We start from the raw sequence: 15101 nt of genomic DNA, 5'->3' as shown, positions 1-15101 counted from the left end.
ATTTGCATAGACCACTAAAGCAAGACATTTGTTCCGTAAAAAGCAAGAAAACCAATGCAAACCGCCCGCACAACACCCAGCCGCCTGGCCAAACGCGCTCATTACGATGCAGCAACCATCCACCCCATTCTGGACGAAGCCTTGTTCTGCGTCGTCAGCTATTCTATTGACGGACAGCCGATGGCCATTCCAACGGCCTTTGCCCGAAAAGACGACAAACTATACATACATGGTTCGGTAGGGAGTCATTTCATTCGTAGTATTGAGCAGGGAAATCCAGTTTGTATCTCGGTTATGCTTACGGACGGATTGGTGCTGGCGAAATCGGCATTTCACCACTCGGTCAATTACCGCTCCGTCACGATTTTTGCCAATGCACAAAAAGTGACGGATGAGACTGAACGCTTGGAGGCCCTGGCGCTGATTACGGATCACCTGATTCCCGGTCGTTGGGATGACCTGCGCCCCACAACAGCCAGTGAGATGCGCAAAACTACCGTTCTCGTTTTTTCGCTGGCCGAAGCGTCGGCCAAAGTTCGTGCGGGTGGTCCCAATGATGAGCCTGAAGACGAAGACCTACCGACCTGGGCGGGCGTCATTCCGATGCAAACCGTACGACTGGCACCGGCACCCGCAGAAAACAGTTTGAAAACACCCTTACCAACCTACCTGTCATGAGGCTTGTCGAACTCACGGCTACAGAAAACTACGGCTACCAGGCGTTCCGGATGATGGGATTTCACCGACATCAGGATTGCTTTCGAAGCAAACCGTCCGATCAGGTAAAGGCGCCTTTTCCCACTGCCGGTATGCCGGACAACTTCACCCTGGGGTTTATCACCGCTACAAACGAACTAGCCGGTGTCGTAAGCTTTGAGCGTGAAGGCCAGACCCGTCAGAAGTTCAGACACAAAGGGTTACTCTTCGGTATGTATGTAGCCGAAGAGTACAGCGGGCAGCATTTGGGGCGACTTTTATTGGAAGAAACCATCCGGCGAGTACGTTTAGTATCGGATATTGAGCAGATTAACCTGACCGTTATCGCGACGAACCACCGCGCCAGAAGCCTGTACGAGAAACTGGGATTTACATCCTTTGCCTACGAAAAGAACGCCCTTAAAGACGGAGACATGTACTACGACGAAGAACAAATGGTTCTCTTTTTGTAAGCAACCAACAACACCCAGCCGAGTAAGAATCAAGTAAGTAAAACGAACCACCATGTACATCCCAAAAGCCTTTCAGGAAACCGACCGCGATACGTTGTTCCAATTCATTCGAAACCACTCATTCGCATTACTTATCAGCACCGGCGAGGATGGAATTCCCGTAGCTACCCACCTGCCCATTGAACTCATGCCCACTGCCGACGGTCAATTTCAGTTGGTCGGGCATTTGGCGAAAGCCAACCCACAAGCTAAACTGCTGGCCCGGGATACGCCTTCTCTGGCTATATTTTCGGGCGCTCATAGCTATATTTCCTCGTCCTGGTATGACCACGTCAATGTGCCTACCTGGAACTACCTTTCGGTGCAGGTTACTGGTCGGACAAACACCCTGACAGACGATGAAACCCTGGCTTTTTTACGTCAGCAAGTCGATAAGTACGAGGCAAAGTCGAAATGTTCCGTATCGGTCGAGAGCATGACCGAGGCTTATGTGCGGAAAGAAATGCGGGGTCTTGTCGCATTTACCATGACCATCGACAGCCTACAGGGGGTGGCCAAACTTAGCCAAAACCGGGACGATACCAACTACAAAGCGATCATTGCCGAACTCCGCCAGACAGGCGACCCGAATGCTGACGCGCTGGCCGACGAAATGGCCGCTCGACGCGCCTGACCAACTACTGTTCGAGCCCAAGGACCACCTCCTGATGACGTACATAAACATACGGTTCCTCAAACCGGTTGAACCAGTATGGCATCGTCGAAAACAGCAATTTATACAGCCCTCGGGGCTAATCTGGCTATTGCCCTCACCAAGTTTGTGGCTGCTGGCGTAACGGGTAGCTCGGCCATGGTTTCGGAGGGGATTCACTCACTGGTTGATACCCTCAACGAAATCCTGCTGCTGTTAGGCCTCAAGCGCAGCCAGAAACCCGCCGACCATAAACGGCCTTTTGGGTATGGGCGCGAGCTTTATTTCTGGTCTTATGTTGTGTCGCTGCTGATTTTTGCGGTAGGGGGCGGGGTGTCCTTTTATGAAGGCATCACCCACATGCAGCATCCGGAGCCTATCGAAAATCCGCAGTGGAACTACATCGTACTTGGTGTTGCCCTCGTGCTGGATGGCGCATCGTTGGTAACGGCCTTTAAGGCGTTCAATGCGCAACGGGGTAATCAGCCCTTTTGGTCTGCCGTTAAAGACAGCAAAGACCCGTCTACCTTCGTGGTGTTGTTTGAAGACGGCTCCGATGTATTGGGGCTGATTATTGCCTTTTTGGGCGTTTTTCTGGGCCATGCGCTCAATAACCCCTATCTGGATGGCCTCGCGTCCATACTCATTGGCATTCTGCTCATGGTTGTTGCGGTGTTGCTGGCCCACGAAAGTAAGAGCCTGCTGATGGGTGAAGGAGCCGACCCGGCTATTGTGCAGCAAAGTGTTACGCTAACGGAAGCCGATCCAATCGTGATGAACGCCAAACAAACGCTCACGTTCCAAATGGGCGTCAATGATATTGTGCTTATTCAGCGGGTCACGTTTACGCCCAATCTTTCGGCCAATGACATTATTGAGGGAGTAGCCCGTATTCGGCAAACGATTCAGACCGCTGAGCCCAGCATCCGCCAGGTGTTCATCGAACCCGTTAGTGATTCCATTTAAGGTACGCTGTTATCTATCCTTAGAAAACAGGTCAGACCAACGGGTACTCATTTGCCTGATGCCGATTGTGCATCTCCAGCGAACGCAGAAAGGGCAGGCAGAGTACTACTAAAACACTGAGTAGCAACATACTTACAAACAAGTCCTTATCGGCCAGCAGCATGGCCTGTGCCTGTACTTTTTGAGAAATGATTTGATCGGCAGCGGCCTGTGCCTGTTGATCATCCAGTCCTGATTGCATAAACCGGCGGGTTAGCACCTGCACCTGTTGGCGAAAAGTACTGTTCTCATCGGTAAGGGCGTTCGTAAGGCTGCTCCGACTAATGGCCGAACGGCGGTACAAGGCATTATCCCATAGCGAGCCAACCGTAACCAGGCCGATAACCGAGCGGGCAGCCACACTGGCAAAAGCCCGATGCGGATTGTCAGCGGCAACGATATTGGTGGAAGCAAATGTGGATAATGTCGTCAGAATCAGGCCGTAGGCGACACCCTGTAAAAAATAAAAAAGGTATAGATGCCCCAACGCTATGGCAGGTGAAATCGTGATACTGATGTAGGCATACGAAAGACTATAACAGCTAAAACCAGCCATCAACAACAGGCGATAGGACACCTGACGGGCCAATAGCCAGCTACATAACGGAAAACTGACGAGGTAGGCAACCAGCGTGACCATCGTCAGGCGACCCAGAAACCAGGCCTCCCCTCTCACCAGGCTTAAAGCATATTGACGGGCCAGGGATGACGAATAAAAAAACAGGCAAAGAACCAGCATGAGTATCAAACCCAGCCGGATTTGCCGGTAGTCACGAACGATTCTAAGATTCCAGTAGGGTTGTTCCTGATGCAGTTCCCGGTACACAAATAGCCCGCTGGCCAGCACAAGCCCGGCCATTGCCCAGCCAATAACAGGCGAACTAAACCAATCGTAATACTTGCCAAAATCGGCAACGAAGGCAAGCAGTATACAGCTCAACGTTAGCAGCAGCGCACCAAGCCAGTCAATCTGCGACAGAGGTACTTTCGGTAATAGCCGTTCCCCATGAAAAAGCAGCATCGTTACGCCTATTGATACCCCAATAGCCGGTATGGACAGCCAGGCCGCATAATGCCAATTGTACTGGTAAATAAGCCAGGCCAGACTGAGGTCGGCAAGCAGGGCAACCGGCTTGGCAATGGAGTAGTATAATCCGTAGAAAACAGCCCGGTCATTTGCCGGATTAAAGCGCGCCATGAGCAGGCCAATCATGTCCAGCGTGATCAGGCATTTAGTGATCCCAATTCCAAAATTCAGCAGACACAGCCCCGGAACAGACGCAATTCGACCAGCCAGCAGCGCCAACACCAGTTGAAGCAGAAAAGCCCCCAGCAGAAGATCTTTTTTCTTGAAGAAACTCCGAAACCGGTAATAAAGAGGCAAGCTGCAGAGGAAGCCAATGGCATTGGCCTGAATGATAAATTTGATAGTTTCGGCCAGTGTTCCCAGTTCACCCGTCAGTTCGGGCAGCATGTCGGTATTTAAGCCAAAAACGAAATTTTGTAAAATCAGCAAACCGATAACACTGGCATCACGAAGCCACGAGGGCACCCACCCGTAAAAAGGGAGTTGACTAGGCATAGCGATCAATTCTGTAACCGGTTTTGACAATCAAAACAATTACAAATGCACTAGATAATCCGTCAATAATTTCCACTGAAATTTTTGGTAAAACAGCCAGCCACCTTCGGCAATCACCGTATTAATCAGGGCACGATTTCCGGCTTCAGGCCCCTCATTGTTGATGCCTTCATGCTTCCCGATTTCCGACGCGGTGATGGTATTACCCACCAACTCGACCCGAAATGTACTACTGGCCTCTGCATGAAAAAAGTGTTCTACTTCGTCCGACTGCTTGTTGCGGGGATCTTTACCGGGCTGAACCGTAAACTCGACCCGATTCTCATCAGTGGCCGTATCAACAACCTGCACCCAGTTTTCGGGCATTGGTCCGGGCAGTATAATCTGAATGTAATCGCCTACCTGAGGGGAGCCACCTTCTCTGGGCTTACCCGCCTGATCGTGCAAAACGAAATCAGCGGTAAACATCGACAGGCCTGACCACCCATTTACGTTCAGCAGTTTCTCAACAGAGCGGCCAAAAGCTTCCTGTGCGCTGACCGGATCCGGAAATGTGTGTTCACTGGCGTAGACTTTGTCTTTTGTTTCCTCGCCCTGAACAACTTTAGCTTCGTGCTGAACCTGCTCGGTGATATTTTTTTGTGCCATACGTTTAATAAAAATAAGAAGGAGTCTTTTTGCCGGAAACCGCGTTACGGCTTCCGACAAAAAGTCATTTCATCGCTAAATCGTTGGCGAGCCGCCCGTTACCTGCACCGTGCTACCCGTCATGTAACTCGAATCATCGGACGCCAGCAACACATAGATCGGCGCCAGCTCAGCGGGTTGGCCTGCCCGTTTCAGGGGCACATCCTGTCCAAAGTTTTGCACTTTTTCGGGAGGCATGGTCGATGGAATGAGCGGAGTCCAGATGGGCCCCGGCGCTACGCAGTTAACCCGGATGCCTTTTTCGGCCCAGACCTGCCCCAAGTTGGCGGTAAAGTTCTGAATGGCGGCTTTGGTGGCGGCATAGGCCAGCAGTTGAGGGCTGGGCTTATAAGCATTGACCGACGTGGTATTCACCACCGTGCTACCCGGCTTAAGGTGCTCTTCGGCCGCTTTGCACAGGTGAAACATCGCGAAGATATTGGTCCGGAATGTCCGGTCGAGTTCTTCCGTCGAAATCTCCTGCAACGACTCGTGGGCCATTTGATAGGCAGCATTGTTCACCAGCACATCGAGTCCGCCTAACTCGGATACGGCACGCTGAATGAGCTGTTTACAATGATTTTCATCCTGAATATCGCCGGGCACCAGTACCGCTTTACGGCCAGCTTCTTCTACATAGCGAGCTGTTTCGCGGGCATCTTCGTCTTCATTCAGATACGCAATCAGTACGTCGGCACCTTCGCGGGCAAAGGCAATGGCTACTGCCCGGCCAATGCCGGAATCGCCACCCGTAATGAGCGCTTTACGCCCCGCCATCTTACCCGAACCCCGGTACGACGTTTCACCGTGGTCGGCCTTGGGCTGCATGTCGCTCTCGGTCCCTGGTGCAGGTTGTTTCTGATCGGAATAGGGCGGCTGAGGGTACTTTGTTAGCGGATCCTGTTGAGTAGACGAGCTATCTGTGGTCGTTGGATTCATGATTTACCGGAGGTTAAACTGTTGACAATACGAATGACTATACACCGTATGGTACAAATCGTTTGGTCCGGTTACCGTATGGTTAGGGAACGGGCTGCTTCACCAATGAGAGTCGGTAAACTTCATTGTGTGTTTTCCGCAATAGACCCGTTTCCTCATTTCCTGTTCCATTTCCACGACCGTATGCCATAACCAGTTGGTTAGTAGGGCGCACCCCGCGAGGCAGAAACGCTGCCCTGGGTGATCCACTATGCACAATCTATACCGACGTCAACACGTTTTCTGGATCCCTTTTCTGTGGCTATTCGCCACAACAATCACGCTGGCACAGACAGTTCGGGGCCGGGTAACGGACGCCACTACGGGGGCGAACCTGCCCGGCGTCTCCATTCTGGTAACTGGCCAGAACACGGGTGCCATCACCGATGCCAATGGGGCCTACTCACTTCCCCTTAGTCCAGGCCCGTACACCCTGCGTGTTAGTTTTGTTGGCTACACGACCCAAACGATTCCGGTTCAGGTGGCAGCGGGGACCGATGCCACCGCTGATATACGGCTGGTGGAGAGCCTGGCCAGTTTGAATGAGGTCGTCGTTGTTGGCTCGCGATCAACGCAGGCCCGATCCAGTACCCAAACGGTTGCCCCTGTCGATGTCATTCAGTCGCGCGATCTGGTGGCTACGGGTCAGGTGGACCTGACGCAGCAGCTAACGTTTGTGGCTCCGTCGTTTAACTCATCCCGACAAACCGTGTCGGATGGCACCGATCACGTTGACCCGGCCACCCTGCGCGGCCTTGGCCCCGATCAGGTGCTGGTCTTGCTCAACGGCAAACGGCGGCATAATCAGGCCTTGATCAACCTGAATGGCACCGTTGGGCGCGGCTCAGTCGGCACAGATCTCAACGCCATTCCCTCGTCGGCCATTTCGCGAATTGAGGTGTTACGGGATGGCGCTTCGTCGCAGTATGGTTCCGATGCCATTGCGGGGGTTATTAACCTTCAACTGAAAGAACAGCCCGGTACGACCGTTAATGCCCAGGTTGGACAACAATATAAAGGCGATGGACAGGTGGCCCAGGTTGGTATCAACCACGGCTTTAAACTCGGCGACAAGGGCTTCTTAAGCCTTACGGGCGAGTTTCGCCACCGGGGTGCCACCAACAGAGCAGGCGACTACACGGGGCCAGTCTACGTAAACTGGAACGCATCGCAACAAACGGGTGAATCGGTTGCGGCCTACGTAGCCCGGCGGCAGGCGCTGTATCAGCAGGATCAGGCGCTGATTCGCCAGAACGGTTTCGACGTGTCGAACAACTTACAGGTTGGGAATGCCCGGGTTCAGAATGCGGGATTCTTTCTGAACGCCCGAGTGCCGATTCAGGGAACGTCGGCCAGCTTCTACGCCACAGGCGGCCTGAATTACCGTCGGGGGCTGGCGGCTGGTTTTTATCGATATCCCTACCAGACAACGCAGGTCATAACGGCCTTATACCCAAACGGCTTCTTGCCCAACATTCAATCCAGTATCAACGATCAGTCGCTGCTGATGGGTGTCAATGGCGAAACGAAAGGCTGGCGCTGGGATATTAGCAACGTGTATGGCGGCAACTCATTCCGCTTCGATGTCACCAACTCCAACAATGCCTCGCTGGCTTACCTCGGCGTCCTCAATAACCCGACTTCTTTTTACGCCGGTACACTTTCCTTTTACCAGAATACCACCGACCTGGGAGCGGCCAAAGATTTCGGCAAGCAACTGAACCTGAGCTCGTTCAACGTAGCGGCCGGATTAACGTACCGCAATGACCAGTACCGGATCAGACCCGGCGAAGCGGCTTCGTATCTGAACTTTAGCCCGCAGTCGGGCCAGGTTGGCGGGGCGCAGGTTTTTCCCGGCTATCAGCCTTCTAATGCTGTGAATGCCCGCCGAAATGTGTACGGTGCCTACGTCGATCTGGAATCGGATGTGACTGACCGGCTCCTGCTCAATGCGGCCGGGCGCTATGAATATTACACTGATTTTGGCGGAAACCTGGCCGGTAAGTTAGCCGCCCGGTATCGGTTTAGCGAAGCGTTTTCCTTACGTGGATCGGTGAGCAATGGCTTCCGGGCGCCTTCGCTGCACCAGCGTTATTTTAGCGCCATCAGCACCGTTTTCGTCTCAACCGGCCAAGGGCTGGAGCCACGGCAAACTGGTACTTTTCGCAACGACAGCCCTATTGCGCAGGCCTTTGGTGTGCCGCCACTGGGGGCTGAGCGGTCCCTTAACTTTAGTATCGGTGTCACATCCCGTCCGCTTACCAATGTCAGCCTGACGATCGATGCCTACCGGATTCGGATCAACAATCGGATTATTTACAGCAACCAGTTTTCGCGGGGCACAAGTGGAGCGGGCTTGATTGTGGCCAATATTCTGAACGGGGCCGGGCAAACGGATGTGAACAGCGCCCAATTTTTCGCCAACGCCGTCAACACACAAACACAGGGTATCGACCTTGTGCTGGCGACGAATCCCCGGCTCAATACGGGTACGCTGGATATAACCCTGGCGGCCAATTTCAACCAGACCAAGCTGATCGGCGAGATTCAGCGTCCGGCCAACCTCCCCACCGATGCTACGCTGGGAAACTTTCTGTTCAATCGGCAGGACAGCGCGCGGCTAACGTCGGCCCAGCCGCGAAGCAAAATTCAGTTGACATTCAACTACCGACTGCGCAAGTTTGGGGCAGTGCTACGGATCTCCCGCTTTGGCACCGTCGAATCTTACGACCCGATCAACCCAGCCCTGGATGAGACCTTCAATCCGCGTTTCGTTACCGACCTGAACGTTTCTTATCGCGTTCTAAAAAACCTGAATTTGACCCTGGGTGCCAATAATCTGCTCAATGTCTACCCCGATCCGTTACGGGTCGTCAATGCCCCAACACCAGAGCGGTACGGGTCGGCCGTATTGGATAACTCGTCATTCGGACGGTTCATTTATGGCCGCAATGCAACGCAGTTTGGCTTCAACGGAGGTTATTATTTCCTGAATTTGTCGGCAAGTTTCTAAGCTAACTCGCTCCTACATCAGGACAATTATTTTCCTTCAAAAACGCTTCGACGGCTTATACACCGATTGTTACCAGGCAAATGGCAGCCTGAGCCGCCTTGTCCAGATCGACAAGGCGGCTCAGGCTGCCATTTGTGAAATATTGAAAAATTAACGTAGAAGGCGTTACTGCTTGATCACTTTCACGGTCTGCACCTGCTGACCACCGGCCACAGACAGGAGCAGTGCACCGGCTGGCTGTTGGCGAAGGTCGAAGGTTTGTTGCTCATGTCCACCGGCCTGCTCAACCGTCCGTTGTTCCACCAGCCGCCCGCGACCATCGACCAGCCGAATCAGCAATGACTGATCCTGCGCCCCCTTTATATCCACCGTCACGGCGTCATAAACGGGATTACCCCTTAACCCAATCGTCAGGCCGGAGGCTTCTTCGCTGGCCGCGAGCCGCGCCCGGCCGCATTCCGCTTTACTGTCAAAAGCGTACGTGACTACTTTCCCGCGCTGACGGGCCATCAGGATGATCTTCATTGTGCGCAACTCGGGCGGAACGACTTGCGTAGGACTGGTTGTCCAGCCAGTAATCCCTTCAGCGGCATACTCAACCTGGGAACTGTCTCCTCCGGCGGTGTGAAAGGTGAGCAGACCCGTTTCGCAATTATACGTGGGAGCAATCAGCCTAAGCGAGTCAGAAGGGGCAGATCCGGCGGTATCGGTACGGCAGACGTTTCCTACGTTGAAGCTATAGCTGACCGTTTGTTCATGCTGGCTCGCCAGGATATTGATGCCACTCGAATCCGTTCGAAATGCCTGCTCCACCGTGCCAACACTATCGGCAGGCGAATTCAGTGCAACGCCTGTGGCACTGAAGCGAACAGGTGAGCCATCGCCCCCGCTGGTGTGGAAACGTATCAGGCCCGTTTGGCAGTCATAAACCGGCGGTAACAACCGCAACGTTGTTACCTGGGGCGAATTGCCCAATTTAAGCACCCAGGTAGCGATTGCTTTTGTGGATTTATCCTTGATGTCGCCATCCGTTGACGTCGTGGTGCCAACGGCGAGGTAGCCGCCATCGTCGGTAGCCAGCAAAGCCGTCGGTTTGTCGGTCCCTGACCCACCAAAACTTTTTGTCCATCGGAATGTAGCTGGCAAGCGTCCGCTGGATAAGCGAAAATCCCCGTTAGTGCTCGGTGCGGCATCGAGCACGGTCAGGTTTCCGGCTCCATCGTAAACGAGTGAAATGATGGATACGACACCCGGTATAGAAGCCAATACGTTTCCATCACCTGCTTTGTTGGGCGCAATGGTCATGGCCTGTCCGTTGTTCCCTGGGCCCGCCCCAACGGCGGTGTATGTTCCCTCGGTTCCTGCGTTCATGACGACATCCTGGATATCCCGCAGGGTAGGGTATTGCTTCTGCCAGGTCAACGCATACTGGGCGTTCAGTTGCAGCGCGCTCCCCTGGCTCTCGGCCAATGCACTTCCAGCAGCACGACCGACCAGCAGATAGCCTTGGTTGGGTAAGGGCAAAACCCGATTAATGAGGGGCGTGGCGGATTGCGCCGAAACCTGAAATTTGATGCGCCATCGGCCCGTAATGTAGCCTTCCGAACTGAGCTCAGTAATCGTCAAATACGATAATCTGTCGGTAAAAGAGCCTACAAGCATCAGGCTACCGTCGGGTTTATTGGACAGAACATTCTGAGTCAGTTGGGCCGGAGAGCCGGCTTCCGGGCGTTCTACGGTTCGGGTCCAGACCTGGCCCCCAGCCGAATCCAACTTCGCGACATAATACCGTTTTTGCGCATCCAGGGCCAGCACAGCAAAGCCGCCATCGGGGGTGGGGGTTAGTGAAATGGCTTCCTGGAAGGCAATTCGAGCGGTGGTGCTATCCGCGTAGGAACCAGGAATCTCCTTGTTCCAGGTTACCTCGCCCTTCGCCGAAAGCAGTACCAGATTGCGACCAGACAAGATGCCATACCCCCCACCACGCTGCGCCTTGGCGGCCCGTATGCTGGAGGTCGTCGTCAGGTTTCCGTTTTCAATTGCCCGTTGCCATTGAATCAGCGGAGGCTGCACGGATTGCGCACTAAGGCTTGTTGTAATACATATTACCCCTACCAGCGTCATCCACCAATGGTATTTTATCAGCCCGTATTGATTGATCATAAGTCATGTAAGTTATTGTAAAACGTTGACTTGCTTTACAGTACCAATTTGCCCGATGAGGGTTATCCATTCATCACAAAAAATCGATTCAATGGCCAGAACCGGGCATAAAGTGAGGAACTGGCGCGCAGGAGTCGATGGCATCAGGGCCGGAAATACGCTCTGCCGTGGCGGGGGACTTTTGTAGCCCTGCTTCCCAGACAGGTAACTAGGCTCACTTTTTCATATAGGAATTAACTATCCGCTAGATCAGGGGTTTATTGGCCGATAACACTCAACTCAACTGTGCCTATGAACCGCTTTACAGAGCTCGTTAAAACCATGCTTGACGAATCCATGTCGTCTCAGTCTCGTCAGGCGTTCCTTAAACGAATGGGTCGGACACTGGCAGTCGGCGCAACGGGCGGGCTGCTGACAACCTACGGCCGCAACGAACCGCCGAGGCCCGATAGCCGGTCTGCTTTGGCTCAGGCCGATACGGTGCCGCATATCCAGCCCGTTTCGCCCCCGGCCGTTATCCCGCCCAAAGTCGATGAGCCCATCAAGCTGGAGCCCATACGGGGCGATGCCGACAGGCAGTCGCCCCCTACCCCATCCCCGCAGCCACCCGATACGCGCGTAGGCTACGCGGTGGTCGGTTTGGGGCATCTGGCTCTGGAAAATATTCTTCCCGCTTTTGGCCGGAGCCGGAAGTCAAAGCTGGTGGCACTGGTAAGCGGCAGCCCGGAAAAGCTCCAGAAAGTAGCCCAGCAGTACGGCGTCAAACCCCAGAACTGCTACAGCTACGACACCTACGATCAGCTCAAAGACAACCCCGATGTGCAGGTAATTTACATCGTGCTGCCGAACGCTATGCACGCGGAATACACCATTCGGGGGGCGCAGGCCGGTAAACACATTCTGAGCGAGAAACCTATGGCGGCCTCCTCCGCCGAAGCGCAAGCCATGATCGATGCCTGCAACAAGGCGGGCCGTAAACTCATGGTCGCGTACCGAATTCAGTACGAACCAAACAACCGATACGTTCGTGAACTGGTCCGGCAAAAACAATATGGCGCGCCCAAAATGCTGCAACTTCATAATGCACAGGTAGAAGCCAACCCGAATCACTGGCGGCACATCCGGGCATTGGCGGGCGGTGGCTCGCTGCCCGACATTGGGCTGTACTGTCTCAACACGGCCCGGTTTATTTTGGGCGAAGAGCCAACGGAAGTGTTCGCCTATCAATACAGTACGCCTGGCAATCCATTATTTCGGGAGGTAGAGGAGCTGGTTTCGTGGCAGATGCGTTTTCCGAGCGGGGTTATCGCCAATTGCGCGTCGGATTACTACGCACACGAATCCCGCTGGTACCGGGTTCTGTCTGAACGGGGTTGGCTGAATCTGGAAAATGCTTTTGCGTATAATGGACTTCAACTCCAACAATCCTTCGCCGTTGGGCAGGCAGAGCATAACGACCATACATATCTGATGGAAAAAGATCAGTTTGCAACCGAAATGGATCATTTCTCCGACTGCATCCAGCAAAACAAACAACCGTTTACGCCCGGCGAAGAAGGCTTACAGGACCATCGGATTATGGAAGCGATCTATCAATCGGCGCAGCAGGGAAAACCCGTCCAGTTGCCCCTCATCACAAAACTAGACCCCTTTCGAGGACCCGAACCTCAATTGACTTAACTGTTTAACAGTACTAAAGCCTAGTGGTGTACATGTCTGGTTAGGGCGGGTAATTGAACCACATCGCCCGTTTGCCAGGCATCGGCACCGGGCTGGACGGGCGGTGCCGGAATATCAGCGCGCTTCTTTTTCTTATCGGCCGTCGAGACCTCAAATCGGCGGTCGCGGTTCTGTTCCAGTTGTTTATTGATCTGGCCATCTTTCAGGAAACCCATCATTAAGGCAGGGCTGCCCAAGGGCAGCTTCAGGTTCTGATCGGTGTGCCAGGTATGCCAGGTTTTACCGTATGTACTGACGATGGTTTCCATGAGTTCGTGTTCGGCCAGATCGGGTAGTCCTGGCGCAATTAGGGAGCCGCTTTTAACTTCATACCGATGGCTGTGCCACAGCTTTTTCTCGTCGGCGGGCAAGGTCTTGAATAACTTTTCGGAAACGATATACTCGACGCCCATAATCTTGGCGCTGTCGCCATTGCCGTCGAAAATGACGCACTGGGTCAGGTCTTCATTGAGTTTGGTGCAGTAGTGATGCGCTTCCATCTGGCCATCCATATGGCCGTTGTAGAAGTGGAACCCGTCGAGGTAGATCGTCAACTTATCGACGGGTTTTCGGGCTTGTATCGCCGTCGCACCCGCTTCGAGCACCTTTGTTTTCGCCGTTTTCTCCCCACCGGGCGACGTTACATTGGAAGGCGTGTTACTTCCTCCGCAGGCCAGCATAAGGAATCCCAGGCTGGTTATGTTCAGTAGGTTTTTCATACTTAACTTAAGTAGCTGAAGGATTTTGTCGGGAACCACATTACCGGTCTAACCAGGCCAAACGATTTTCGTGAAATGAATAAGCCGGGCTTCTCAGGACCCGGCTTATCGATTTGAATTATATGTCTATTTTACAGCGGCATAGCTTAACTGCCCTATCAATAGTTTCTGCATTTGCTGCCAGGTACGCTCCCATGACTGTTCGCGCAAGAACGTATCCAGCGCTGTTCGATCCGACGTAGCCGCGTATCGAATCATCTGCCCCAACGACTTTTCAATGGTAGATGCCGAATCGGCAATCAATACCTGGTCCCAACCACCATAGGTTCGCTTGACATCCCGTATCGGCGTCGATACAACGGGCAATCCGGCCGCCAGATATTCAGGAGTTTTGGTTGGACTGATGTACCGCGTTGCTTCGTTGATCGCAAACGGCATCAGCGCGGCATTCCAGTTACTGAAATAGGCAGGCAGCTCATGATAAGATTTCATGCCCAGGTAATGCACATTAGGTCCCTGCGGCAACGTTGCAGGATCTATTTTCACAACCGGTCCCAGCATCACAAACTGCCAGTCCGGTAAGCGCTGCGCCAGATCTCTGAGTAAGTCGAGGTCAAGACGCTCGTCGATCACGCCACTGTAGCCAATACGCGGACCTGTTAGGTGGCGCTGGTCTTCCGGATCAGGGAGCGGCTGACGAGCGGATTCGAAGTGCTCATAGTCAATACAGCTTGGGAAGGCAAAGACGTTCTCGTGCCGCGAAAGTTTGGCCTCGTACAGACTGTATCCTCCCGTAAAGACAACATCGGCGAGATTAAGTAGTCGTTTTTCTTCATAGAGCAACTGCGGAGACGCTCCTTTAAAAGCCGATAACTCGTCCATACAATCGTATACAACTACCTTCGGACGAAGGTGGTCTGTGAACTGCATGGCCATCGGCGTGTAATACCAGCTGACATAGTCGCTGATGTTCTGCTGCTCGATCAGTTGACTAACCAATTGCCGCTGAAGCCGGATAGCCGTTTCTGGGTCAATGCCATGCGGTAAATGAGGCACCACAACCCGGATATTGTCGGCTACCGTTCGAACATCCAGATGAAGCGTATCATGCCAGACAGGCTCCTCAATGTACCAAATCCGCCATTGGCGACTAGCTCTGATCAGGAGATGTTGTGGGCGCTGATAGACAAAGTTCCAGCGTAAATGCATAAAGCAGATTACATCTTGAATATCAGCGGCCGAGGCCTTGGCTGTAAGCGGTATCCGTTCTCGTAAACTAGTTAATGCATTGACGGTTTGCTTTTGGATTTTACTGGATGAGTCGATTTTATTTACAGTAGTCATAGATGGCCAAAACACGTTGAGGATTAATAAA

General features: G+C 53.2%; 12 protein-coding genes. 6 read left to right on the top strand and 6 right to left on the bottom strand.

What is annotated here, in order from left to right:
* Positions 1 to 54: 54 nt before the first annotated feature.
* The 4 genes from SD10_RS06175 to SD10_RS06160 all read left to right on the top strand — a co-directional run bounded on the left by SD10_RS06175 (position 55) and on the right by SD10_RS06160 (position 2826).
* Positions 55 to 678 carry a pyridoxamine 5'-phosphate oxidase family protein gene (locus tag SD10_RS06175; protein WP_046376156.1) on the top strand — a complete coding sequence of 208 codons (624 nt, stop codon included), beginning with the start codon at positions 55 to 57 and terminating at the stop codon, positions 676 to 678.
* Positions 675 to 1169, top strand: coding sequence for a GNAT family N-acetyltransferase (locus SD10_RS06170; RefSeq protein ID WP_052731090.1), 495 nt, complete (start codon positions 675 to 677; stop codon positions 1167 to 1169). Before SD10_RS06175 ends, SD10_RS06170 begins: the two co-directional genes overlap by 4 nt.
* A gap of 52 nt (positions 1170 to 1221) precedes the next feature.
* Positions 1222 to 1842 carry an FMN-binding negative transcriptional regulator gene (locus tag SD10_RS06165; protein ID WP_046376155.1) on the top strand — a complete coding sequence of 207 codons (621 nt, stop codon included), beginning with the start codon at positions 1222 to 1224 and terminating at the stop codon, positions 1840 to 1842.
* 78 nt (positions 1843 to 1920) lie between these two features.
* Positions 1921 to 2826 (top strand): cation diffusion facilitator family transporter, encoded by a 906-nt coding sequence (locus SD10_RS06160; RefSeq protein WP_046376154.1) that lies wholly within the window; start codon positions 1921 to 1923, stop codon positions 2824 to 2826.
* A 31-nt stretch (positions 2827 to 2857) separates the two neighbouring features.
* Here the strand turns inward: SD10_RS06160 and SD10_RS06155 are convergent, their stop codons facing one another.
* From SD10_RS06155 to SD10_RS06145, 3 genes are all read right to left on the bottom strand, one after another.
* Positions 2858 to 4447 carry an MFS transporter gene (locus SD10_RS06155; RefSeq protein WP_046376153.1) on the bottom strand — a complete coding sequence of 530 codons (1590 nt, stop codon included), beginning with the start codon at positions 4445 to 4447 and terminating at the stop codon, positions 2858 to 2860.
* 39 nt (positions 4448 to 4486) lie between these two features.
* The gene (locus SD10_RS06150) at positions 4487 to 5095 is read right to left on the bottom strand and encodes a hypothetical protein (RefSeq protein ID WP_046579120.1); all 609 of its coding nucleotides are present in this window, start codon (positions 5093 to 5095) and stop codon (positions 4487 to 4489) included.
* Positions 5096 to 5170: 75 nt separating this feature from the next.
* Positions 5171 to 6073 (bottom strand): SDR family oxidoreductase, encoded by a 903-nt coding sequence (locus SD10_RS06145; RefSeq protein WP_046376152.1) that lies wholly within the window; start codon positions 6071 to 6073, stop codon positions 5171 to 5173.
* 250 nt (positions 6074 to 6323) lie between these two features.
* Between SD10_RS06145 and SD10_RS06140 the strand changes: the two genes are divergently transcribed.
* The gene (locus tag SD10_RS06140) at positions 6324 to 9125 is read left to right on the top strand and encodes a TonB-dependent receptor (protein WP_082111532.1); all 2802 of its coding nucleotides are present in this window, start codon (positions 6324 to 6326) and stop codon (positions 9123 to 9125) included.
* Positions 9126 to 9290: 165 nt separating this feature from the next.
* Here SD10_RS06140 and SD10_RS06135 read toward each other — a convergent pair whose 3' ends face one another.
* The gene (locus SD10_RS06135) at positions 9291 to 11288 is read right to left on the bottom strand and encodes a hypothetical protein (RefSeq protein WP_148562384.1); all 1998 of its coding nucleotides are present in this window, start codon (positions 11286 to 11288) and stop codon (positions 9291 to 9293) included.
* Between the two features lie 291 nt (positions 11289 to 11579).
* Here SD10_RS06135 and SD10_RS06130 point away from each other — a divergent pair, with 291 nt between their 5' ends.
* On the top strand, positions 11580 to 12968 hold the full coding sequence (locus SD10_RS06130) for a Gfo/Idh/MocA family protein (protein ID WP_046376150.1): 1389 nt from the start codon (positions 11580 to 11582) through the stop codon (positions 12966 to 12968).
* A 20-nt stretch (positions 12969 to 12988) separates the two neighbouring features.
* Here SD10_RS06130 and SD10_RS06125 read toward each other — a convergent pair whose 3' ends face one another.
* Entirely contained in the window at positions 12989 to 13726 is a 738-nt protein-coding gene (locus SD10_RS06125; RefSeq protein WP_046376149.1) for an OBAP family protein, read from the bottom strand.
* Positions 13727 to 13852: 126 nt separating this feature from the next.
* Complete coding sequence (locus tag SD10_RS06120; protein ID WP_046376148.1) at positions 13853 to 15070, bottom strand: glycosyltransferase; 1218 nt, start codon at positions 15068 to 15070, stop codon at positions 13853 to 13855.
* Between the last annotated feature and the right edge of the window lie 31 nt (positions 15071 to 15101).

Origin of the sequence: Spirosoma radiotolerans (assembly GCF_000974425.1) — a bacterium.
Taxonomy (GTDB): domain Bacteria; phylum Bacteroidota; class Bacteroidia; order Cytophagales; family Spirosomataceae; genus Spirosoma; species Spirosoma radiotolerans.
Note: the sequence above shows the minus strand (reverse complement) of the source record. Positions and strands in the feature narration are given on the sequence as shown.

What these genes read in the sequence shown, in the direction of transcription:
- SD10_RS06175 (WP_046376156.1), top strand. Translation starts at nt 55, where the DNA reads ATGCAAACCGCCCGCACAACACCCAGCCGCCTGGCCAAACGCGCTCAT.
- SD10_RS06160 (WP_046376154.1), top strand. Translation starts at nt 1,921, where the DNA reads ATGGCATCGTCGAAAACAGCAATTTATACAGCCCTCGGGGCTAATCTG.
- SD10_RS06140 (WP_082111532.1), top strand. Translation starts at nt 6,324, where the DNA reads ATGCACAATCTATACCGACGTCAACACGTTTTCTGGATCCCTTTTCTG.
- SD10_RS06130 (WP_046376150.1), top strand. Translation starts at nt 11,580, where the DNA reads ATGAACCGCTTTACAGAGCTCGTTAAAACCATGCTTGACGAATCCATG.
- SD10_RS06155 (WP_046376153.1), bottom strand. Translation starts at nt 4,447, where the DNA reads ATGCCTAGTCAACTCCCTTTTTACGGGTGGGTGCCCTCGTGGCTTCGT.
- SD10_RS06125 (WP_046376149.1), bottom strand. Translation starts at nt 13,726, where the DNA reads ATGAAAAACCTACTGAACATAACCAGCCTGGGATTCCTTATGCTGGCC.
- SD10_RS06145 (WP_046376152.1), bottom strand. Translation starts at nt 6,073, where the DNA reads ATGAATCCAACGACCACAGATAGCTCGTCTACTCAACAGGATCCGCTA.
- SD10_RS06150 (WP_046579120.1), bottom strand. Translation starts at nt 5,095, where the DNA reads ATGGCACAAAAAAATATCACCGAGCAGGTTCAGCACGAAGCTAAAGTT.
- SD10_RS06135 (WP_148562384.1), bottom strand. Translation starts at nt 11,288, where the DNA reads ATGATCAATCAATACGGGCTGATAAAATACCATTGGTGGATGACGCTG.
- SD10_RS06170 (WP_052731090.1), top strand. Translation starts at nt 675, where the DNA reads ATGAGGCTTGTCGAACTCACGGCTACAGAAAACTACGGCTACCAGGCG.
- SD10_RS06120 (WP_046376148.1), bottom strand. Translation starts at nt 15,070, where the DNA reads ATGACTACTGTAAATAAAATCGACTCATCCAGTAAAATCCAAAAGCAA.
- SD10_RS06165 (WP_046376155.1), top strand. Translation starts at nt 1,222, where the DNA reads ATGTACATCCCAAAAGCCTTTCAGGAAACCGACCGCGATACGTTGTTC.